The sequence below is a fragment of the Saccharothrix luteola genome (assembly GCF_020859565.1).
Taxonomy (GTDB): Bacteria; Actinomycetota; Actinomycetes; order Mycobacteriales; family Pseudonocardiaceae; genus Actinosynnema; species Actinosynnema luteola.
In genome coordinates, this window is record NZ_JAJHUO010000015.1 from 171014 (window position 1) to 191219 (window position 20206).

The window sequence follows — 20206 nt, forward strand, 5'->3', positions numbered from 1 at the left end:
GAAGACGTACCCTAGATGTGCAAGGCATAGTACTTCTAGGTATCGCGTCGTAGCAAGCAGCGCGGAATGGACCATTCGGGACGCGGGGCGGCGGAACCCCGATGGTCGGCCCTCTCATCACGTTGACCGAACACCCGGAAGTGGGATTCTGGTGGCGTGCAGGGCAACTCCAGATCCTGGCCGGCCAACTGCTTCCGGTTGCTGCTGGTGGAGGACGACCGCGAGCTCGTGGAGTTGCTCGCCGCCGCGTTGCGCGACGAGGGGTACACCGTGGACGTTGCCCTGGACGGGCAGCGCGGGCTGCACCTCGGCCTCACCCGCCCGTACGACGTGGTGGTGATCGACCGCGGCCTGCCCGCCCTCGACGGGCTCGACCTCCTCGTGCGGCTGAGGTCGAGGTCGGTGCGGACGCGGGCGTTGATCCTCACCGCCATGGGCACCGTCCACGACCGGATCGACGGTCTCGACGCGGGCGCGGACGACTACCTGGTGAAGCCGTTCGACCTGGACGAGTTGAGCGCGCGGCTGCGGGCGCTGTGCCGGCGGGCGCTGGAACTGGCCGACGTGCTGCGGATCGGCGGCGGGCACCTCGACGTCGGACAGCGGGAGGCGGTGCTGCCCGACGGTGCGCGGGTGCCGCTCACCACCAGGGAATTCACCCTGCTGCGCGTGCTCGCCACCTATCCGGACACCGTGCACACGCGGGCGTCGTTGCGGCGCGTGGTGTTCCCGGACGCTTCGGCAACATCCATTGTGGACACCTACGTGTACTACCTGCGGTCCAAGATCGACCGTTCGGTGGTGCACACGGTGCAAGGACTCGGGTATCGCTTGGGGGCGTTGTGAGCCGTTCGTGGGCCGAGGCGGAGCGCGCGGTGATCCGGCGGGCTCGTCTGCGGATCAGCGTGCTGGTCGCGCTGGCGATCACCGTGCTGGTGGCGTTCGTCGGCGGTCTCGCGTACGCCATGATGGTGCACGCCCAGGATTCGCAGGTGACGCGCGAGCTGCGGTACAACGCCCGGTTCGGCGTGCCTTCGACGCCACCGGGGTGCACGTGGCTGTTCATCCTGGACGACGGCGTGCTCGACGACGGCCTGCTGAAGGTGCCGCCGGGCTTCCCGCTGCGCGGGGACCTCGACGCGGTCGCGGCGTCCGGCGGGACCATCGAGCGCGAACTGGAGCTCAACGGCACCGAGTACCTGACGCTGACCCAGCGCGGCGCCGACGGCAGCACGGTGCAGGCGGTCTTCGACACGCGCTACCAGCTCGCCGACCGGCGGCACCTGCTGGTGGCGCTGGCGATCGCGGAGATCGGCGGCCTGGTCGCGGCGGCGTTGCTGGGGCTGTGCGTCGGCCGCGGCACGGTCGCGCCGTTGGCGGAGGCGCTGGCCAGGCAACGGCGGTTCGTCACGGACGCCAGCCACGAGCTGCGGACGCCGATCGCGCGGGCGTACACGCGGGCGCAGCTGCTCGCCCGCTGGGCGAAGGCCGCCGACCTGCCCGACGACCACCGCGACGGCCTCGACAAGCTCGCCAGCTCGATCCGCGGGCTCGGCGACGTGGTGGACGACCTGCTGCTGTCGGCCAGGCTGACCCGCCGGCCCGAGGGCCTCGGCGGCCGGGCGGTCGACCTGGCGGCGCTGGCGGAGTCCGCGGTGGAGACCGAGAGCGACCGGGCGGGCGAACGGCGGATCACGCTGACCGTCGAACGCCCCACCGGCCCGCTGATCGTCATCGGGGTCGAGACCGCGCTGCGGCGCGCGGTGGACGAGCTGCTGGCGAACGCCGTCCGCCACACGCCGGAGGGTGGTCGGATCGACGTGCGCCTGGGGGTGCGGGGCGGGCAGGTCGAGCTGACGGTCGCGGACACCGGCGAGGGTTTCGACCCGGTGGAGGCGGACCGGCTGTTCGACCGGTTCCACCGCGGACCGGGCGAGCCGGAGCGGCGGTTCGGGCTGGGGCTGGCGCTGCTGCGCGAGGTGGTGACCGGCCACGGCGGCACGGTGGAGGCCGTCGGCCACCCGGGCGAGGGCGCGCGGTTCACCCTGCGCTTACCCGTCGCCGACCCGACCGCCAGTGCCACCGCTGCCGCGACTGCGACTGCCGACGCCGTGACGGGCAAGGCGATCAGTACCGGCCCGCGGTGACGAGGTCGGCCGCCGCACGCACGTCCGCGTCGAGCGGTCGGTCGGGGTCCACCGGGGCGATCACGTCGCAGAGGGCGTCGAGCAGCGCGGCGCAGCGGGGCGCGGTCGGGCGGCGGCCGCCCACGTGCACCGCCTGCCGCAGGCCGAGCGCCAGTGAACCGCACAGCAGCCGGAGCAGTTCGGCGACGTCGTAGGAGCGCAGCGCGGCCTGGGTGCCGAACGGCACGACGTCCTGGTTGTGCAGGTTCGTCGGCAGGCTCTGCGTGCTCGCCGGCAAGACCGCGCGGCGGATCTCCGCGATGAACGCCGTCGTGGCCAGCTGCACGCCCTGCAACCCGTGCTGGCGTCCCGGCCCGGCGGCCAGCATCGGCGGCAGGCCCGTGTTGCGGACCGGGTCGACCAGCAGGTCCAGCTGCCGCTCCGCGAGGTTGCCCAACGACGCCGTGACCATGGCGAGGACGTCGGCGGCGAACGCGGCCGGCTGGCCGAAGAAGTTGCCGCCGTGCGCGACGAGGTCGTCACCGGGGAAGAACAGCGGGTTGTCGCTGACACCGCCCAGGTCGGCCGCCACCACGCCGTCGACGTAGCGCAACGCGTCCTCGGCCGCGCCGAGCAGCTGCGGCGAGCACCGGAGGCTGTAAGGCTCCTGGAGGGCACGCTTGCCGCTCGGGATCGTGCCGACCAGGGTGGCCCGCATCCGCTCGGCGACGGTGGCCGCGCCGGGGTGCCCGTAGGCGGAGATGAGGCGTGGGTCGAGGAAACCCGGGTCGGCGCCGAGGACGTCCACGAGCAGGCACGTCAGGTCCTGGATCGCCCGGTGCGAGGCACGCACGCTGTCCAACGCGAGCGCGGCGGCCGCGGTGGTGACCGACGTGCCGTTGACGAGCGCCAGCGCGTCACGCCCGTCGAGGGTGAGCGAGGTCAGCCCGGCACGTCGCAGGGCGTCGTCGGCGGGCATCCGCTCACCGTCGAAGTAGGCGTGGCCACGGCCGCGCAACGCCTGGGTCGCGTAGGCGAGCGGGATGAGGTCGCCGCTCGCGCCGACCGAGCCGTAGCGCGGGATCGCCGGGGCGAACGTGGTCGCGAACATCGCCGCGAGCCCGTCCACGACGTGCGCGGAGACCCCCGAGAGGCCCTGGGCGAGCGACCACGCCCGCACGAGCAGCGCGGCGCGGGCGATGTCGGCCGGCAGGTCCGGCCCCTGGCCCGCGCCGAGGTGTGCCAGGGTGTTGTCGCACTGGTCCGCTTCGTCCTCACGGCCCGCGAAGCCGACCAGGGCGCCGAACCCGGTCTTGGCGCCGTAGACGGGCCGCTCGTCGTCGGCGAGCACGGTGCGCAGGTACTCGCGGCCCCGGTCGACCCGCTCCCGGACGGGCGGGCTGACGAGCACGGGCAACGGCGCTGCCGCACGGTGGAGGTGGTCGCTCGTCAGCGGTGCGCCGAGGTCCACGGGTGCGTCGGTCACGGTCGTGGTCACCGCACCGACGGTAGGCAGTCGATCTCAGAGAGTTCTGAGATCGACTGCGTAGCTTCCTGGCTCATGGCGCACGACTACCTGATCATCGGGGCGGGACCGGCCGGTGTGCAGCTCGCCGCCCTGCTGGAGCGCGACGGTCGCGACTACGCCGTCCTCGAACGCGGCACCGCACCGGGCACCTTCTTCACCCGCTACCCGCGGCACCGGACCCTGATCTCCATCAACAAGGTGCACACCGGGTACTCCGACCCGGAGCAGCGGCTGCGGATGGACTGGAACTCGCTGCTGACCGACGATCCCGAGCTGCTGTTCACCCGCTACAGCCGCCGCTACTTCCCCGACGCCGACGACCTGGTCCGCTACCTGGCCGACTTCGCCGCGGCCACCGGCGTCCGGGTCCACTACGACACCGAGGTCGTGCGGATCTCCCGTGACGACGAGGGCTTCACCGTGCTCGACCGCGGTGGGCGGACGTGGCGCGCCGCGCGGGTCGTGGTGGCGACCGGTGTTTCGCAACTCCACGTGCCGCCGATCCCGGGCATCGAGCACGCCGAGCGCTACGACACGTTCGACACCGACCCGGAGTCGTTCACCGACCAGCGGGTGCTGGTGATCGGCAAGGGCAACTCCGGGTTCGAGACCGCGGACGCTCTGGTGGAGCACGCGGCGGTCATCCACGTGGCCGGCCCGCACTCGGTGCGGCTCGCGTGGCAGACGCACTACGTCGGCCACTTGCGCGCGGTGAACAACAACTTCCTCGACACCTACCAGCTCAAGTCGGAGAACGCGGTCATCGACGGCACGGTGGAGCTCATCGAGCCGCGGGCCGGCGGCGGTTTCCGCGTCCGGTTCCGCTACGCCCGCGCGGCGGAGTCGTCGCGGGAGGTGGAGTACGACCGGATCGTGGCGTGCACCGGGTTCCGGTTCGACGCCTCGGTGTTCGACGACAGCTGCCGCCCGGCGCTGGTGATCGACGACCGGTTCCCCGAGCAGACACCCGCGTTCGAGTCGACCACGGTGCCGGGCCTGTACTTCGCGGGCACCATCACGCAGTCCAGGGACTTCAAGAAGTCCACCAGCGGGTTCATCCACGGCTTCCGGTACGGGGTCCGCGCCCTGCACCGCGTCCTCGCCGCCCGCCACCACGACACGCCGTGGCCGTCGACGGAGCTGGAGCCGTCGCCGGAGGCGATCAGCGACGCGGTGGTGGCCAGGGTGAACCGGTCGTCCGCGCTGTGGCAGCAGTTCGCGGTGATCGGCGACGTCGTCACGGTCTCCGACGGCGCCGCGCGGTACCAGGAAGAGGTGCCGGTGGCCTACGTCGCCGACGGCGGCCTGGGCCCGGCCGAGCACCGGTTCGTCGCGACGCTGGAGTACGGGCCCGACCACGACAAGGTGGACCCGTTCGACATCACCGTCCCGCGCGTGGTGGAGAACGACGCGGCCAACGCGCACGACGCGAGCTACCTGCACCCGGTGGTGCGCCACTACCGCGACGGCACGCTCGACGCGACCCACCACCTGGCCGAGAACCTCGAGAACCAGTGGGACCTGCCCGCGGTGCACCAGCAGCCGCTGGTCGCGTTCGTGAAGGAATGCCTTGCCGGCGCGTGAGGCCGAGCCGTTCCCGCGCGCGGTGCTCGACGTGCTCGAGACCGCCGGGGGCCGGCCGGTGTTCGAACACGGCACGCGCGTGGTGACCGGCGCGGAGATGCTCGACCTCGTCTCGCGGATCGCCGCCGGTTTGCGCGGGCGAGGTCTGGGTCCGGGTGACGGCGTCGCGCTCCTGCTCGGCGTCAACCCGGAGGCGTTCGCCACGATCCTCGCCGCGCACGCGGTGGGCGCGAGGGTGCTGGGCGTGCGGCCGGGCCTGCCCGACGACCAGGTGCGCCACCTGCTCGGCCTCGACGTCGCCGCGGTGATCACCGACTCGGACGACACGATCGCGCCCGAATCGGGGACCCCCGTGCTGACCGTCGACTCGTTGCGCGAGACCCGTGCCGACGGTCGGCTCCGGTGCGCCGGCCGGCCCTCGGACGTCGCCCGGCTGATCCACACCAGCGGCAGCACGGGCGCGCCCAAGGCCTGCGCGCAGACCTACGCCGCGATGACCTCCGCGTGGACCGCCCGACCGGACGCGTGGCCGCCCGCGATCCGCGAGCTGGCCTCCCGGCTGGACCGCTTCCTGGTGTTCGGGTCGCTGTCGAGCCAGGTGATGTTCGAGTACGCGGTCGTGGCGATCACCGCCGGCGGCACGGCGGTCGTCGCCGACCGGCCCGTGTTCCCCGAGGCGATCACCCGCCACCGGGCTTCGGCGAGCGTGTTCACCGTGCCGCGGTTGACGAAGCTCGTCGCCGCGCAGCGCCGCGCACCGGCCGACCTGTCGTCGTTGCGGGCGCTGATGGTGTCCGGATCGCCGCTGACGGCCGACCGGCACCGCGAGGCGCTGGACGTGCTCGGGCCGGTCGTGTTCCAGGGCTACGGCCAGACCGAGACGGGCATGATCTCGATGGCGACCCCGGCCGACCCGCCCGGCACGGTGGGGATACCGCCCGCCGCCGTGCACGTCGAGGTCCGTGACGCGGACGGCGCACCCGTGCCGCCAGAGGTCGACGGGGAGCTGTTCGTCCGCACGCCGGCGCAGGCCGGCGCGTACTGGGCGGACCCGGAGCGGTCGGCCGAGGTGTTCGCCGACGGCCTGGTGCGCACCCGCGACCTCGGCCACCTCGACGCCGACGGCCACCTGCACCTGACCGGCCGGACCAGGGACGTGGTGATCGTCAACGCGAACCTGCACTACGTGGGCCCGATCGAGCGGGTCGTCGCCGAGCACCCGGACGTCGCCGAGGCGTACGTGGTCGCCGTGCCGGACGAGGACACCGGCGAGGCGGTGCACGCGTTCGTCGTGCCGACCGCAGACCGCGCGCCCGACCTCGCGGCCCTGCGCGCGCTGGTGACCGACCGGCTGGGCGCCGCGTGCGCGCCGGTGGCCGTGACCGTGATCGAAGAACCGCCGCTCGCACCGAGCGGCAAGCCGGACAAGCGCCTGCTGTCCCCCACCCGGACGTGAGGAGAAAGACGTGCCCAGCGAGGTTTCCACGGAGTGTCTCGTGATCGGCGCCGGCCCGGCGGGGCTCCAGGCGTCCTACCTGCTGTCCCGCGCCGGGCGGGACCACCTGGTGCTGGAGGCCGGTGACGCCCCCGGCGCGTTCTTCACCCGCTTCCCCCGCCACCGCACCCTGATCTCGATCAACAAGCCGAACACCGGGTGGGACGACCCCGAGCTCAACCTGCGCACCGACTGGAACTCGCTGCTGTCCGACGACCCGTCGCTGCTGTTCACCGGCTACACGCCGCGCTACTTCCCGCACGCCGACGACATGGTCCGCTACCTGGCCGACTTCGCCGCCGCGCACGACCTGCCGATCCGCTACGGCGCGTCGGTGGTCGAGGTGACCAGGCCGGACGACTTCGTGGTGCGCGACCGCAACGGCGACACCTACCGGGCACGTCGGCTCATCGTGGCCACCGGTGTGTCCAAGTCGTACGTGGCGCCGATCGAGGGGGCGGAGCTCGCCGAGCGGTACGACGAGGTGTCGGTGGACCCCGCCGACTTCACCGGACAGAGGGTGCTGATCGTCGGTCGCGGCAACTCGGCGTTCGAGACCGCCGACAACCTGATCGAGACCGCGTCGGTCATCCACGTCGCCGGGCCCGGCTCGCTGAAGCTGGCGTGGCAGACGCACTTCGTCGGCCACCTGCGCGCGGTCAACAACAACTTCCTCGACACCTACCAGCTCAAGTCGCAGAACGCGCTGCTGGACGGCCGGGTGCTGGACATCCGCCGCGACGGCGACGGTTTCCTGGTGCGGGTCGCCTTCGTGCGGGTCGCCGAGCGGGTCAAGGAGATCCGCTACGACCGGGTGATCATGGCGACCGGGTTCCGGTTCGACGCGTCGATCTTCGCGCCCGAGTGCCGTCCCCGGCTCACGATCAACGACCGCTTCCCGGACCAGACCGCCGCCTGGGAGTCGGTGAACGTGCCCGACCTGTTCTTCGCCGGCACCATCACGCAGGCCAGGGACTTCAAGAAGTCGACGAGCGGGTTCATCCACGGCTTCCGGTACGGGGTGCGGGCGCTGCACCACATCATGGAGCACCGCTACCACGGGGTCGCGTGGCCGAGCCGGGACCTCTCCCCCACCCCCGACGCGGTGGCCGACGCGGTCATCGAGCGGGTGAACCGCACCTCGGCGTTGTGGCAGCTGTTCGCGTTCATGGCGGACGCGGTGCTGGTCGGGTCGGACGGCGCGCTGCGCTACGCCGAGGAGGTGCCGCTGGCCCACCTGCACGAGGCGGTCGGCCGCGGCGACTTCGGCGACGTCGAGTCCTACCTGGCGGTGACGCTGGAGTACGGCGCGGACCACGACCAGGTCAACCCGTTCGACGTCACGGCGGGCCGGGTGTCCCAAGAGGACACCAGCGGGCTCGACGGCCGCTACCTGCACCCGGTGGTCCGGCACTTCCGCGGTGGGACGTTGCTCGACGAGCACCACCTCACCGAGAACCTCGAGAACGAGTGGGACAGCGAGGACGTGCACCGGGCGCCGCTGCTGGCGTTCCTGCACGCCCGGCTGGACCGGACCGCCGTGGGTTCACCGTGAGCAGCGGGCTCGCGCGGTTGCACGAGCAGGCCCGCGCGGTGCTCGACCCCGTGCACTACGACTACTACGCGGGCGGGGTCGGCGACGAGGTGGTGCTCGGGGAGAACGAGGCGGCGTTCGGCCGCCTGGCCCTGCTGCCGAGGGTGCTGCGCGGGCGGGCGACCCGGGACCTCGGGGTCGACCTGCCCGGCGGTCGCCTCGCCCTGCCGGTGCTGATCGCGCCGACCGCGTTCCACCGGCTCGCGCACCCGGACGGTGAGCTGGCGACCGCGCGGGCCGCGGCGGCGGCGCGGACGGTGCTGGTGTCCGGGATGGCCTCGACGGTGGCGATCGGCGAGGTGGCGGCGGCGGCGCGGTCGGTCGACGCGGACGCGTCCGTCTGGTTCCAGCTCTACCTGCAACCCGACGACGACGTGACGGACTGCCTGGTGCACCGGGCGGAACGGGCCGGCTGCACGGCGCTGGTGGTGACCGCCGACTCCCCGGTGTTCGGCCGGCACCGCCGCGACGCCGAGCACGGCTTCCACGACCTGCCCGCCGGGCTGGCGGCGGAGAACATGCGCGACCTGCCCGGTGGCCCGCCGGGCGGCGTGCGGGACATCGAGATGTCGCCGTCGGTGTCGTGGGCGCACCTGGACCGGCTGCGGGAGCTGACGTCGTTGCCGTTGTGGCTCAAGGGCGTGCTCCACCCGCGCGACGCGGTGCTCGCGGTCGAGCACGGGGTGGCCGGGATCGTGGTGTCCAACCACGGTGGCCGCCAGTCCGACCTCGCGCCGGCGGCGGTCGAGGCGTTGCCCGCGGTGGTCGACGCGGTGGCGGGCCGGGTGCCGGTGGTGCTGGACGGCGGTGTCCGGCGCGGCGGTGACGTGGCCGTGGCGCTCGCGCTGGGCGCGTCGGCGGTGGGTGTCGGCAGGCCGGTGCTGTGGGGTCTGGCCGCGGCCGGCGAGGCCGGCGTGTCCCGGGTGCTCGACGTGCTGCGCGACGAGTTCGACCACGTCCTCGCGCTGTGCGGCGGGCGTGACCTGACCGACCTGACCCGGGACCTGGTGGTCGCGCGCGGGACGGGGGTGTCCGCGCGGTGTGGGTGACCGGGCTGCTCGCCGCCGCGGTCGTGCTGACCGCGCCGCGCTGGCTGCCGGCGCGGGTGGTCGCTCTGCGCGCCAAGGTGTTCGAGAAGGTCAACGGGGACAACGCGGTGATGTTCCCCAACGCCGCCGTCGGGCCGGACCGGTTCCAGGAGGTCTACAGCCACCCCGCCGCGAACGGCCGCAGCCGCGGCGCCGGGCTGTCGGACCTGTTCTGGTACTGGCTCTCCCCCGGACCCGAGGTGCACCAAGAGCACCTGGAGGCCGGCCCGCGCTACGAGGACGTGGCCCGCACCACGCGCGCGCTGCTGGCCGGGCCGGGTGACGTGCTGTCGGCGACGGCGGCCCGCTGCACCGGCCGGGTGCTCGACGAGGTGCTCACCGGGCGGGTCACGCTGGTGCGGCTGCGCGACCTGATGATGCCGGTGTGGGCGGAGTACTTCTACGAGCTGGTGTTCGGCGAGCCGTGCCCCCGCGAGGCGCGTGACCTGATCGTGGGGCACGCCGACGACGTGGTGACGTCGTTGAAGTGCACGGGGCTGCGCCACCCGGCCCGGCGGGCGCGGCTGACCCGCTACCTGGCCCGGCGGGTCGCGGCGGGCGACGTGCGGCGGCCGTTGCCGGCGAGCCTGTCGCCCACCGAGCAGGTGCACTACCTCCAGGGCACGTTCTTCAACACGGGCGTGGTCCAGATGTCCGAGGCGATGGCGCACCTGCTGCTCGCGCTGGCGCAGCACCCGCGCGTGGCGGCCCGGCTCGCGGCCGACGAGAGCTACTTCACCCACGTCCTGGACGAGACCATGCGGCTCTACCCGCTGTTCGGCATCGCGCACCGCGTCACCACCGGGGACATCGAGCTGGACGAGCGCACCACGCTGCCCGCGGGTTCGGTGCTGTGCTTCAGCTATCCCGACTACCACGCCACCGGCCACGCGCGCCCGGAGGTGTTCGACCCGGACCGCTGGGAGGAGGTCCGGGTCCGCACGGCGCACCACATCCCGTTCGGCGTCGCCGCCAACCGGCCGTGCCCGGCGTGGCGGTTGTCCCCGCTGGCGCTGCGCGGCGCGACCGGCGAGGTGCTGCGCCGCGTGACGCCGCACTCGACGGTCAGGCACACCCGGTCGTTGCCCAGCCGCGGCCCGTGCCTGCTGGTCCGGGCCGACCAACCGCTGCCGCCGCGCCGCCTCGCCGTGCTCGGCGCGTTCCTGCGGGTGCGGGACCGGTGGGAGGACGTGTGGCGCAGCGTCGTCCAGCTCGTGCTCGGCACGGTCATGGTCCTGCACGCCCACCGGCTGCGGTTGGCCGGGCGCTACTTCGACACGCACGACACCCAGGGTCGTCCGCTGCGGCGAGAGCCGCCTTCCACCCAGGAGATCACCGAGTGAACCAGATCCAGTTCGCGTTGAAGGTGTTCGCCGCGCTCGCGGTCGTGCTCGCCGCGACCACGTTGTGCGGGCGCATCGCCATGGCGGTCAAGCAGCCCAGAGTGGTCGGCGAGATGGTCGCCGGCGTCCTGCTCGGGCCGGCCCTGCTGGGCGCCGTGGCGCCGGGGGTGCAGGCCCAGCTCTTCCCCACGGACGTCAAGGACACCCTGTACGTGCTGAGCACGATCGGGTTGACCTTCTACATGTTCCTGGTCGGGTCCTCGCTCGACCACGGCCTGGCCGCCGGGCGGAACATGCGGCGGGCGTCGGCGCTCGCGGTGTCGGGCATCGTGCCGACGTTCGCGCTGGGCGCGGCCGTGGCGGCGCTGTTCTTCGGCTCGCTGAGCCCGGACGGCACGACCCGGTGGGAGTTCATGCTCTTCGTCGGCGGCGCGCTGTCGATCACCGCGTTCCCGATGCTGGCGCGGATCCTCCAGGAGCGCGGGATCGCGAACACGCCCATCGGCGGCCTCACGCTGGTCGCGGCGGCGATCGACGACGCGGCGGCGTGGGTGATCCTGGCGGTGATCATCGCGGTCGCGGCGGCGGGCAGCCCGTTCGACGCGGTGGGCACGGTGGCGGGCGCGGCGGTGTTCGCGCTGCTGATGCTCACGGTGGGGCGCAACCTGTTCGCCCGGCTGGGCGCGCGGGTGGAGCGCGAGGGCCGGATGAGCCGCGACGTGATGGCGGTCGTGCTGCTCGTCGTCCTGCTGGCGGGGTGGTTCACCGACTACATCGGCGTGTTCTCCGTGTTCGGCGGGTTCATCACGGGCTTGGCGATGCCGCAGTCGGCGATCGTGCGCCGGGAGCTGGAGACCCGGCTCACGGACTTGAACTCCATCCTGCTGCTGCCGGTGTTCTTCGCGTTCAGCGGGTTGAACACGCAGGTGTCCGGCTTCGGCGCGGGCGGCGGCCTGTGGTGGCCGCTCGCGGTGATCATGGCGGTCGCGTTCGCGGGCAAGTACCTCGGCTGCGCGGTGGTGGTGCGCGCCCAGGGCTTCTCGTGGCGCTACGCGTCGGCGGTCGGCGGGCTGATGAACGCGCGTGGGCTGATGATCCTGATCTTCATCAACATCGGCCTGGCGCACGACATGGTGACCCCGGAGTTGTTCGCGATCCTCGTCGCGGTCGCGATCGTGACCACGGCCGCCGCGATGCCGATCTACCGGGCGTCCCTGCCCGAGAGCCTGGAGCGCGGCGCGACCGACTTCATACCGCCCGCGGTGCCCGCGTCGAACAACTGAGGCTCACCCCGTGGTGGGAGCCGCCGTCGGCGGACGGCGGCTCCTCGCCCTCCCGGTCGAGCCCTGCACCGGTCGTACCGCGCGGTCCACGCTCCCCGTGCCGATCCGGACCGGACCACCCCGTCGGGAAGCGACGTGCCGCGATCGTGGGCCGACCGGTGATCAGACGCGACAGGACGTCTGCGGCCGGCCCTCTGAGCCGGGCCGGCCGCGCGCGAACCGCTACGCCGACCGCCGACCGCCGGCACCCGCCGGCGTCCCGGTCTCCGCGAGACCGGCCAAGACCTGCGGCAACGGGCCCTGGTGCAGGACGCCGAGGCGCTGGGTGGCGCGGGTGAGCGCGACGTACAACTCGGCCGCGCCGCGCGGGCCCTCGGCGAGGATCCGCTCCGGCTCGACGACCAGGACGGCGTCGTACTCCAGGCCCTTCGTCTCCGACGCGGGCACGGTGCCCGCCATGCCCACGGGCCCGATCACGACGCTGGTGCCCTCGCGACCGGCTTCGTCCCGGACGAACTCCTCGATGGCGGCCGGCAGCCCGTCCTCCGCGACCCGCCTCGACCACGGCCGCACGCCGCACGCGCGCACCGATTCCGGCGGCTGCACCGACGGCGCGAACTCGGCGAGCACGGCGGCGGCGACGGACATGATCTCCGCCGGCGTGCGGTAGTTCACCGTCAAGGCCCGGTAGACCCACCGGCCCGGCACGTACGGCTCCAGCATCGCGTCCCACGACGTCGCACCGGCCTCGGACCGGCGTTGCGCGAGGTCGCCGACCACCGTGAACGACCGGCCGGGGCAGCGCCGCATCAGCACCCGCCAGTCCATCTCGGACAGTTCCTGCGCCTCGTCGACCACGACGTGCCGGTAGGTCCAGTCCCGGTCGGCGGCGGCGCGCTCGACGAGTTCGCGCGTGTCGCGTTCGAGGACCCGGTCCGCCAGGTCCTCGGCGTACAGCAGGTCCGTGGCGTACAGGTGGTCCTCGTCGTCCATCGAGTCCTGGCGGCCGTGCAGGCTGTCGAGCACGCCCTCGGCGAACTCGGCCTCGGCCTTGCGCTGCCGCTCGGCGGTCCGGTCGGCCGCCTGGTCCCGGCCGAGCAGGTCGACCAGCTCGTCGAGCAACGGCACGTCCGACACCGTCCAGGCCTCGCCGTCGGCACGCCACAACGCCTGGTCGGCGCCGGCCGCCCGCAGCCGCTCGGGTGAGGTGTACAGCGACGCCAGGAGAGCGGCCGGCGTCAGGACCGGCCAGAGCTCGTCGAGCACGGCGACGAACCCGTCGTCCTCCGCGAGCTCCTTGACCAGGTCCGCCCGCATGCGTTCCCAGGCTTCCTTGTTGTCCCTGGTCAGCCAGTCCTTGCCGAGCCTGCCGATCGCCCGTTCGGTGAGCACGTAGGTGATGATCTCGCTGAACACCGCGCGGGCCTCGTTGTGCGGCAAGCCGCTCGCGCGCGCCTCGTCCCTGGCCCACTCCGCGGTGGCGGCGTCGATCCGCGCCCTGCCGCCGCCCAGTTCGAGCGTCACCGGCTCCTCCGGCAGCCGCTGCCGGTCGGCGACCGCCGCCTTCAGCACGTCCAGGATCTTCAGCGAGCCCTTGAGCCGGGCGGCCTCGGGCGTGTCGTCGGCCGTGACGCGCAGACCGGGCACCAGGTCGCCCGGCGTCATGAACACCACGTCGGACTCGCCGAGCGACGGCAGCACGCGGCCGATGTGGTTCAGGAACGCCGGGTTGGGCCCGACGACCAGCACACCGTGCCGCTCCATCCGCTCGCGCTGGGTGTAGAGCAGGTACGCGACGCGGTGCAGCGCGACCACGGTCTTGCCCGTGCCCGGTCCGCCCTCGATCACGAGCACGCCGGGGTGGTCGAGCCGGATGATCTCGTCCTGCTCGGCCTGGATCGTCGCCACGATGTCGCGCATGCCCTCGCCGCGCGGCGCGTTGACCGCCGCGAGCAGCGCCGCGTCACCCCGCTCGGCGCCATCGGGGCGACCGAGCACCTCGTCGGTGAAGTCGGCCACGTGCCGCCCGCGGGTGTGGAACTGGCGGCGCCGGCGCATGTTCTCCGGGTTCGCGGCGGTGGCGACGTAGAACGGCCGCGCCGCCGGCGCGCGCCAGTCGAGCAGCACCGGCTCGTACTCGTCGTCCTCGTCGAACAACCCGATCCGCCCGATGTACGAGCGCTCCCCCGTGAGGGTGTCCAACCGGCCGAAGCAGAGCCCGTTGTCGGCCACGTCCAGTCGCTTCGCCTCCTTGGCCAGCGTGCGCACTTCGACGTCGCGTTCCATGGGCGTGCCACCGGTGCCGCGCAGCGCCGCGTCGTACTCCGCCTTCACCCGCACGCGTTCGGCGTCCAGCCGTCGGTAGAGCCCGGCCACGTAGCCCCGCTCGGACCGCAGTTCGTCTTCGTACCCCTGAGTTGACACATGCCCCTCACAGCGCTAACGTGGTCTTAGGTTCGGCGGGTACTCCAGTCCACATCGGAGCGCACGCCGATTTTCTATTGTCCGGCCCCTGTCAAGCCCCCTGGCCCATCGCGCAGGTGCGGGCGTCTCACCGGACCAGGCGTCGGGGGTTGTCGACCACCCGCCCGACCTCACGCGCACGAGTCGCCGTCGACGGTGCCGCAGCGCGCCCGCGTCCCCACAGCGCCCGCCCCGCCCGTGGCGCGAAGCCCCACGCCACCCCTTGATGTTAACGCGAACATCGAACATACTCGCCGCTGAAGCGTGAGGGCGCTCACAGCTACTCCGTGGCACCCGACACGTGTTGTTAGCGCTCACCAATGCCGCCGAACACCACACCGCTCCGATCGTGAACCACCCCGTGATCAAGGGAGATCACCCGTGCCACGAACACTGACGAGGATCGGCGCGCTGGTCGCCGCCGTCGCCCTGCTGTTCACCTCCTGGTCGGTGACGACCGACCGGCGCGCCGAGGCGCTGGAGCCGTTCACCGGCTACCTGATGGCGCACTTCACCGGCGAGCACTCGACCGGTGAGCAGATCTACCTCGCGCACAGCCGCGACGGCCTGCGCTGGACCGACCTGAACAACGGCGCGCCCGTGCTGCTGTCCACCGTCGGCACGCGCGGCGTGCGCGATCCCGCGCTCGTCCGCTCCCCCGCCGGCGACCGGTACTGGATCATCGCCACCGACCTGCGCATCGCGAGCGGCACGTCGTGGTCCGACGCCGCCAACCGCGGCAGCAAGTCCCTGGTCGTGTGGGAGTCGACCGACCTGGTCACCTGGTCCGCGCCACGGCTGCTGAACGTCGCGTCCGGCATCTCGGGCGCGGGCAACGCCTGGGCGCCCGAGGCCATCTACGACCCGACGTCCGGCGAGTACGTCGTCTACTGGGCGACCAACGCGCCGCTCAACGGCGTCACCAAGCACCGCATCTACTACGTGCGCACCAGGGACTTCCGGACCGTCACCTCGCCGGTGCTCTACATCGACCGCGGCGCGGGCCAGGGCATCATCGACACCCAGATCGTCGAATCGCCCGGCAGCGTCGGCGGCTACCGCTACTACCGGGCCTCCGCCGACGGCCACATCACCGTCGAGGGCAGCAACTCGATCCTCGGCTCGTGGACCACCATCGGCAACCTCTCGCACATGGGCATCTCCAACGGCACCGGCGGCGGCAACGTGGTCGAAGGTCCGATGTGGATGCAGTTCAACGGGCGCAACGAGTGGGCGCTGTGGCTGGACCAGTACGCCACCGGCCGCGGGTACATGCCGATCACGTCGACCAACCTGGGCAGCACCCGCAACTTCACCACCCGCACGGACTACAACCTGGGCGCCACCCGCAAGCGGCACGGCTCGATCCTCAACCTCACCGCCGCCGAGGAGAGCCGCGTCCTGGCCAAGTGGGGCGCGACCACCCCGGTCAACCGCATCCAGTCCTACAACTTCCAGGACCGGTACGTGCGCCACGCCGACTTCGACGTGCGCATCGACCCGAACGTGAGCCCGGCCCAGGACGCCCAGTTCCGGGTGATGCCCGGTCTGGCGGGCTCCGGGACCGTGTCGTTCCAGTCGGTCAACTACCCCGGCTACTACCTGCGGCACAACAACTACGACTTCGTGCTGGCGGCGGACGACGGCAGCGCGACGTTCAAGGCCGACGCCACGTTCCGCCAGGTGGCCGGGCTCGCCTCGTCGTCCTGGTCGTCGTTCCAGTCCTACAACCACCCGGACCGGTACCTCCGGCACTACGCCTACCAGCTCCGGCTCGACCAGATCACCGACGCGACGGGTCGCGCGGACGCCACGTTCCGGCTGACCAGCTGACGTAGTGGGGGTGGGCGTTCGACACGCCCACCCCCGTCCCGTCACCAGTAGCTGCGCCAGTCGGGCCGCAGCCGCCGGCTCAGGGCTTCCAGGTAGAAGTAGTCGCCCCAGAGGCTGCCCTCGTCCACCCCGACGTCCTTGGGCTTGTCGTAGACGCCGTGCAGGAGCAGCGCGGTGGCGCCGGGGTCGTGCGCGGTCGAGTACGCGGTGGCCAGGCTGTCCAGGATGGCGTCGGCCTCGACGCGGTAGCGCAGGGCGGCGTCCCGGTCGTCCAGGTGGTCCGCGAGCTCGTACAGGCCGCACACCGCGATGGCGGCGGCCGAGGAGTCGCGTTCCTCCCCGCTGCCGTCGTCGAACACCAGGTCCCAGTAGGCGATGCGGTCCTCCGGCAGGCGGGTGAGGAAGTAGTCCGCGCAGCGCCTGGCCGCGTCGAGGAACGACTCCCGCCGCGCGTGCCGGTAGCCGAGGGCGAACCCGTAGATGCCCCACGCCTGCCCGCGTGCCCAGCAGGAACCGTCCTGGTGGCCCTGCTCGGTGCCGCCGCGCAGCGGCTCGCCGGTCTCCGGGTCCCAGTAGTAGGTGTGGAACGTGGTGCCGTCCGGGCGGATGACGTGCTGTCGCAGCTGCTCGGTGTGGCGGATGGCGGCGTCGAAGAACGACGGCGTGCCGGTCGTCTCGGCGGCCCAGTACAGCAGCGGCACGTTCATCAGGCTGTCGATGATCGTGCGGCCGCGTTGCAGCGGGTTCTCCAGGTCGCCCCAGGCCTGGAGGATGCCCGCGGGTTCCAGGAAGCGGTCCATCAGGTGGTTCGCGGCCTTCAGCGCGGCTTCCCGTGCCCGCGCGTCGCCCAGCAGCCGGTACGGCGTCACGCACGACAGGGTGTAGAGGAACCCGAGGTCGTGGGTGTCCAGGTCGACCTCGCGCCGGACGCGGTCTTCGAAGCTGTCGACCTGGAGTCGCGCGGCCCGCCCCACGGCGTCGTCGCCGGTCGCCTCCCAGGCGAGCCAGAGCATCCCCGGCCAGAAGCCGGTGGTCCACCCGACGTTGGCTCCCTCGGGTTGGCCGTCGCGGGCCGTGCGCGGCCGGTAGGCGCCGGCGGTGGTCGTGTCGTCCGGGTACCAGGCGGTGAAGTCGGCGATGTTGCCTCTGACGGTCGCCAGGGCGGCGTTCCAGGCCGCGGCCAGGTGGTCGGTGGTCGGTGCGGCGCGGTCTGCTTCCGCGGACATGGTTCTCCCTCAGAACGGGTGACGGAACAGCGGGCGCGGGTCAGCGCGCCGCGACAGAACGCGAGTCGGGCTCGGGGCCCGGGACGACGCGGAGCGGCCGGAGGGTCGCGCGACTGCCGACCCAGACGACGTACAGCGCCGGGCCGGTCAGCAGGGCGAGCGCCGGCACGGGCAGGGCGCCGACGGCCGCCGCCAGCACCCACAGCGCCACCAGCGAGATCGCGGTGAAGTGCGGGCGGCGCAGCGCCAGGAACAGGCAGGCCCGCACCAGTCGCCGCAGCGGCACGTCGGGGTGCTCGACCACGCCGGTGAGCGCCACCAGGGCGGTCACCGCGGTGAGCACCGCGAGCACGGCCAGGACCGGGATGGCGACGGCGCCGACGGGTGTGCCCCACGCCGCGCGGATGTCCACCGCCAGGACGACCAGGAGGGCGGACGCTCCGGCGGCCACGATCACGGACCGGCGGGCGTGCCGGCGCCAGGCGCGCAGGAAGCCCCGCACGACCGGTGCGCCGTCGTCGCGCGCGGTGGAGCCGAACACGGCGTGCGCGGCGGCGAAGGCCGGGCCGACGAACGGCGCGGTCAGCACCAGCAACGGCCAACTGGCCGTGACCGGGGTGAACAGCAGCACGGCCAGGAACGGCGCGCTCGCGCCCACCACGAGCGCACTGGTGGCCAGCAGCGCGTAGGCGGTGGTGAACACCCTCGCGTAGATCTCGTGCGACACGGTCGTCAGCCCTTCAGCCCGCTGGTCGCGACACCCTGGACGAAGTACTTCTGCCCGAGCAGGAACACCACCGCGATCGGCACCACGGACAGCACCGAGCCGGTCATGATCAACGCGTGCTCGGCGTTGTACTCGCTGACGAACGACTTCAGCCCCAGCTGGATCGTCCACAGGTCCGGGTCGCGCAGGTAGATCAGCGGACCGAGGTAGTCGTTCCAGGTGGTGACGAAGGTGAGCAGGGCCAGGCTGGCGAGGGCCGGCACCGACAGCGGCAGCATGATCCGGAAGTAGATGCCGTACTCGCTCAGGCCGTCCACCCTGGCGGCCTCGCACAGCTCGTCGGGGATGGTCATGTAGTACTGCCGCATCAGGAACACGCCGAAGGCGCTGAACGCCTGCAGGGCGATGACGGCCCACGGCGTGTCGGTCAGGCCGACCTCGGACATCATGATGAACTGCGGGATCATGTACGCCTGCCACGGCACCGCGATCGTGCCGATGTAGAGCAGGAACAGCAGGTTGCGCCCCGGGAAGCGGGCCTTGGCGAACCCGTACGCGGCGAAGCTGCCGGTGAACAGCTGGAGCACGGTGACGACCACCGAGAGGAAGACCGTGTTCTTCAACCACACCAGCATGTCCGAGATCCGCCAGATCTCGACGTAGTTCGCCCACTGCGGCGAGTCCGGGAACCAGGTCACCGGGACGGAGAAGACACCGTTGGCGGTCTTCAACGACGAGGAGACCATCCAGAAGAACGGCAGCAGCAGCCCGGCCGCCGCCACGACGAGGACGGCGTAGCCCAGGATCCTGCCCGGCGCGGGGAACCGCGTGCCGCTCGGCTCGGACGGCGCGGCGGGCCCGGCGCCGACCGTCCCGGGCGCGGCGAGGTCGGGCAGTGTGCGCGGCGCGGCCATCAGGCGTTCCTCCTCCGGTTGACGGCGAACTGCACGACCGTGACCAGCATGCAGAGCGCGAACAGCACGACGGAGATCGCGGAGGCGTAGCCGAACCGGTTCTCCACCAGGCCCTTCTGGTAGATGTACTGGGACAGCACCAGGGTCGACTGGCCCGGGCCGCCGTTGGTCATCACGAGGATCAGGTCGAAGACCTTGAAGCTGCCGATGGTGAGCATCACCGTGACGAAGAACGTCGTGGGGCGCAGGCACGGCAGGGTCACGTTGCGGAAGCGCTGCCAGGCGTTCGCGCCGTCGATCCGGGCGGCTTCGTGCAGCTCCGGCGGCACGGTCTGCAAGCCCGCGAGGAAGAGCAGCATGTAGTAGCCCATCTCGCGCCAGACCCCGACGATGATCACGGCGGGCATCGCCCAGGTCGAGGACGCGGTCCAGCCCGGCGGGTCGTCCACCCCGAACAGGCCGAGGATCTGGTTGATCGGGCCGGCGTCGCGGCTGAACAGCAGGTTCCACGCGATGGCGATGGCCACGATCGAGGTGACGTACGGGAAGAACGCGGCGGTGCGGAAGAACGCGACGCCGCGCAGCTTCCGGTTGAGCAACAGGGCCAGGCCCAGCGACAGCGCGAGCGTGAGCGGGATGTGGAACGCGGAGTAGTACAGCGTGTTGAGCAGCGCCCGGTGGAAGCTCGCGTCACCGAGCAGGCGGGTGAAGTTGTCCAGCCCGATCCACTTGGCGGTGCCGAAGACGTTCCAGTTGGTGAACGAGATGTAGAACAGGGCGACGACCGGGCCCAGGGTGAGCAGGCCGAAGCCGAGGAAGTTCGGCAGGACGAACGACGCGCCCTGCAGTGACCGGCGCGCCCGGTACCACCGCTTCGTCCGGTCCGCTCGGCGCGGACCGCCGACCGTCGTGGTGCTCATCGGCTCTCTGTGCTCCTGCGTAGGTGATGTGCTGGAAGTGGGGGGGGGGGGGGGGGGGCCCCCCCCCGCCCGGGGCGCCGCC

General features: G+C 72.3%; 15 protein-coding genes. 9 read left to right on the plus strand and 6 right to left on the minus strand.

Annotated elements, in window-relative coordinates:
* Positions 1-156 precede the first annotated feature (156 nt).
* Both LNK82_RS21850 and LNK82_RS21855 read left to right on the plus strand, forming a co-directional pair.
* The gene (locus LNK82_RS21850) at positions 157-846 is read left to right on the plus strand and encodes a response regulator transcription factor (protein WP_443706261.1); all 690 of its coding nucleotides are present in this window, start codon (positions 157-159) and stop codon (positions 844-846) included.
* Positions 843-2147, plus strand: coding sequence for a sensor histidine kinase (locus LNK82_RS21855; RefSeq protein ID WP_230568895.1), 1305 nt, complete (start codon positions 843-845; stop codon positions 2145-2147). The genes LNK82_RS21850 and LNK82_RS21855 overlap by 4 nt, the downstream gene beginning before the upstream one ends.
* Here LNK82_RS21855 and LNK82_RS21860 read toward each other — a convergent pair.
* Complete coding sequence (locus LNK82_RS21860; RefSeq protein WP_230568896.1) at positions 2128-3624, minus strand: aromatic amino acid ammonia-lyase; 1497 nt, start codon at positions 3622-3624, stop codon at positions 2128-2130. The genes LNK82_RS21855 and LNK82_RS21860 overlap by 20 nt on opposite strands.
* Positions 3625-3687: 63 nt before the next feature.
* On the opposite strand from LNK82_RS21860, the gene LNK82_RS21865 reads away from it, so the two are divergent.
* The 6 genes from LNK82_RS21865 to LNK82_RS21890 are packed head-to-tail and all read left to right on the plus strand — an operon-like array spanning position 3688 to position 12041.
* Complete coding sequence (locus LNK82_RS21865; protein ID WP_230568897.1) at positions 3688-5238, plus strand: FAD-dependent oxidoreductase; 1551 nt, start codon at positions 3688-3690, stop codon at positions 5236-5238.
* Positions 5225-6694 (plus strand): class I adenylate-forming enzyme family protein, encoded by a 1470-nt coding sequence (locus LNK82_RS21870; RefSeq protein ID WP_230568898.1) that lies wholly within the window; start codon positions 5225-5227, stop codon positions 6692-6694. The genes LNK82_RS21865 and LNK82_RS21870 overlap by 14 nt, the downstream gene beginning before the upstream one ends.
* A gap of 10 nt (positions 6695-6704) precedes the next feature.
* A complete protein-coding gene (locus tag LNK82_RS21875; RefSeq protein WP_230568899.1) occupies positions 6705-8288 on the plus strand; it encodes an NAD(P)-binding domain-containing protein in 1584 nt (527 codons plus the stop codon).
* A complete protein-coding gene (locus LNK82_RS21880) occupies positions 8285-9376 on the plus strand; it encodes an alpha-hydroxy acid oxidase (protein ID WP_230568900.1) in 1092 nt (363 codons plus the stop codon). The genes LNK82_RS21875 and LNK82_RS21880 overlap by 4 nt, the downstream gene beginning before the upstream one ends.
* The gene (locus LNK82_RS21885; protein ID WP_230568901.1) at positions 9367-10758 is read left to right on the plus strand and encodes a cytochrome P450; all 1392 of its coding nucleotides are present in this window, start codon (positions 9367-9369) and stop codon (positions 10756-10758) included. Before LNK82_RS21880 ends, LNK82_RS21885 begins: the two co-directional genes overlap by 10 nt.
* A complete protein-coding gene (locus LNK82_RS21890; protein WP_230568902.1) occupies positions 10755-12041 on the plus strand; it encodes a cation:proton antiporter in 1287 nt (428 codons plus the stop codon). The genes LNK82_RS21885 and LNK82_RS21890 overlap by 4 nt, the downstream gene beginning before the upstream one ends.
* A gap of 222 nt (positions 12042-12263) precedes the next feature.
* Here the strand turns inward: LNK82_RS21890 and helR are convergent, their stop codons facing one another.
* Positions 12264-14465, minus strand: coding sequence for an RNA polymerase recycling motor ATPase HelR (helR, locus tag LNK82_RS21895; protein WP_230568903.1), 2202 nt, complete (start codon positions 14463-14465; stop codon positions 12264-12266).
* 420 nt (positions 14466-14885) lie between these two features.
* On the opposite strand from helR, the gene LNK82_RS47825 reads away from it, so the two are divergent.
* On the plus strand, positions 14886-16337 hold the full coding sequence (locus LNK82_RS47825; protein ID WP_230568904.1) for a glycoside hydrolase family 43 protein: 1452 nt from the start codon (positions 14886-14888) through the stop codon (positions 16335-16337).
* A gap of 41 nt (positions 16338-16378) precedes the next feature.
* Here LNK82_RS47825 and LNK82_RS21905 read toward each other — a convergent pair whose 3' ends face one another.
* The 4 genes from LNK82_RS21905 to LNK82_RS21920 are packed head-to-tail and all read right to left on the minus strand — an operon-like array spanning position 16379 to position 20124.
* Positions 16379-17563 carry a glycoside hydrolase family 88 protein gene (locus LNK82_RS21905; protein WP_230568905.1) on the minus strand — a complete coding sequence of 395 codons (1185 nt, stop codon included), beginning with the start codon at positions 17561-17563 and terminating at the stop codon, positions 16379-16381.
* Positions 17564-17603: 40 nt separating this feature from the next.
* Entirely contained in the window at positions 17604-18290 is a 687-nt protein-coding gene (locus tag LNK82_RS21910; protein WP_230568906.1) for a YesL family protein, read from the minus strand.
* Between the two features lie 5 nt (positions 18291-18295).
* Positions 18296-19204 (minus strand): carbohydrate ABC transporter permease, encoded by a 909-nt coding sequence (locus tag LNK82_RS21915; protein WP_230568907.1) that lies wholly within the window; start codon positions 19202-19204, stop codon positions 18296-18298.
* The gene (locus LNK82_RS21920) at positions 19204-20124 is read right to left on the minus strand and encodes a carbohydrate ABC transporter permease (RefSeq protein WP_230568908.1); all 921 of its coding nucleotides are present in this window, start codon (positions 20122-20124) and stop codon (positions 19204-19206) included. The genes LNK82_RS21915 and LNK82_RS21920 overlap by 1 nt, the downstream gene beginning before the upstream one ends.
* Positions 20125-20206 lie beyond the last annotated feature (82 nt).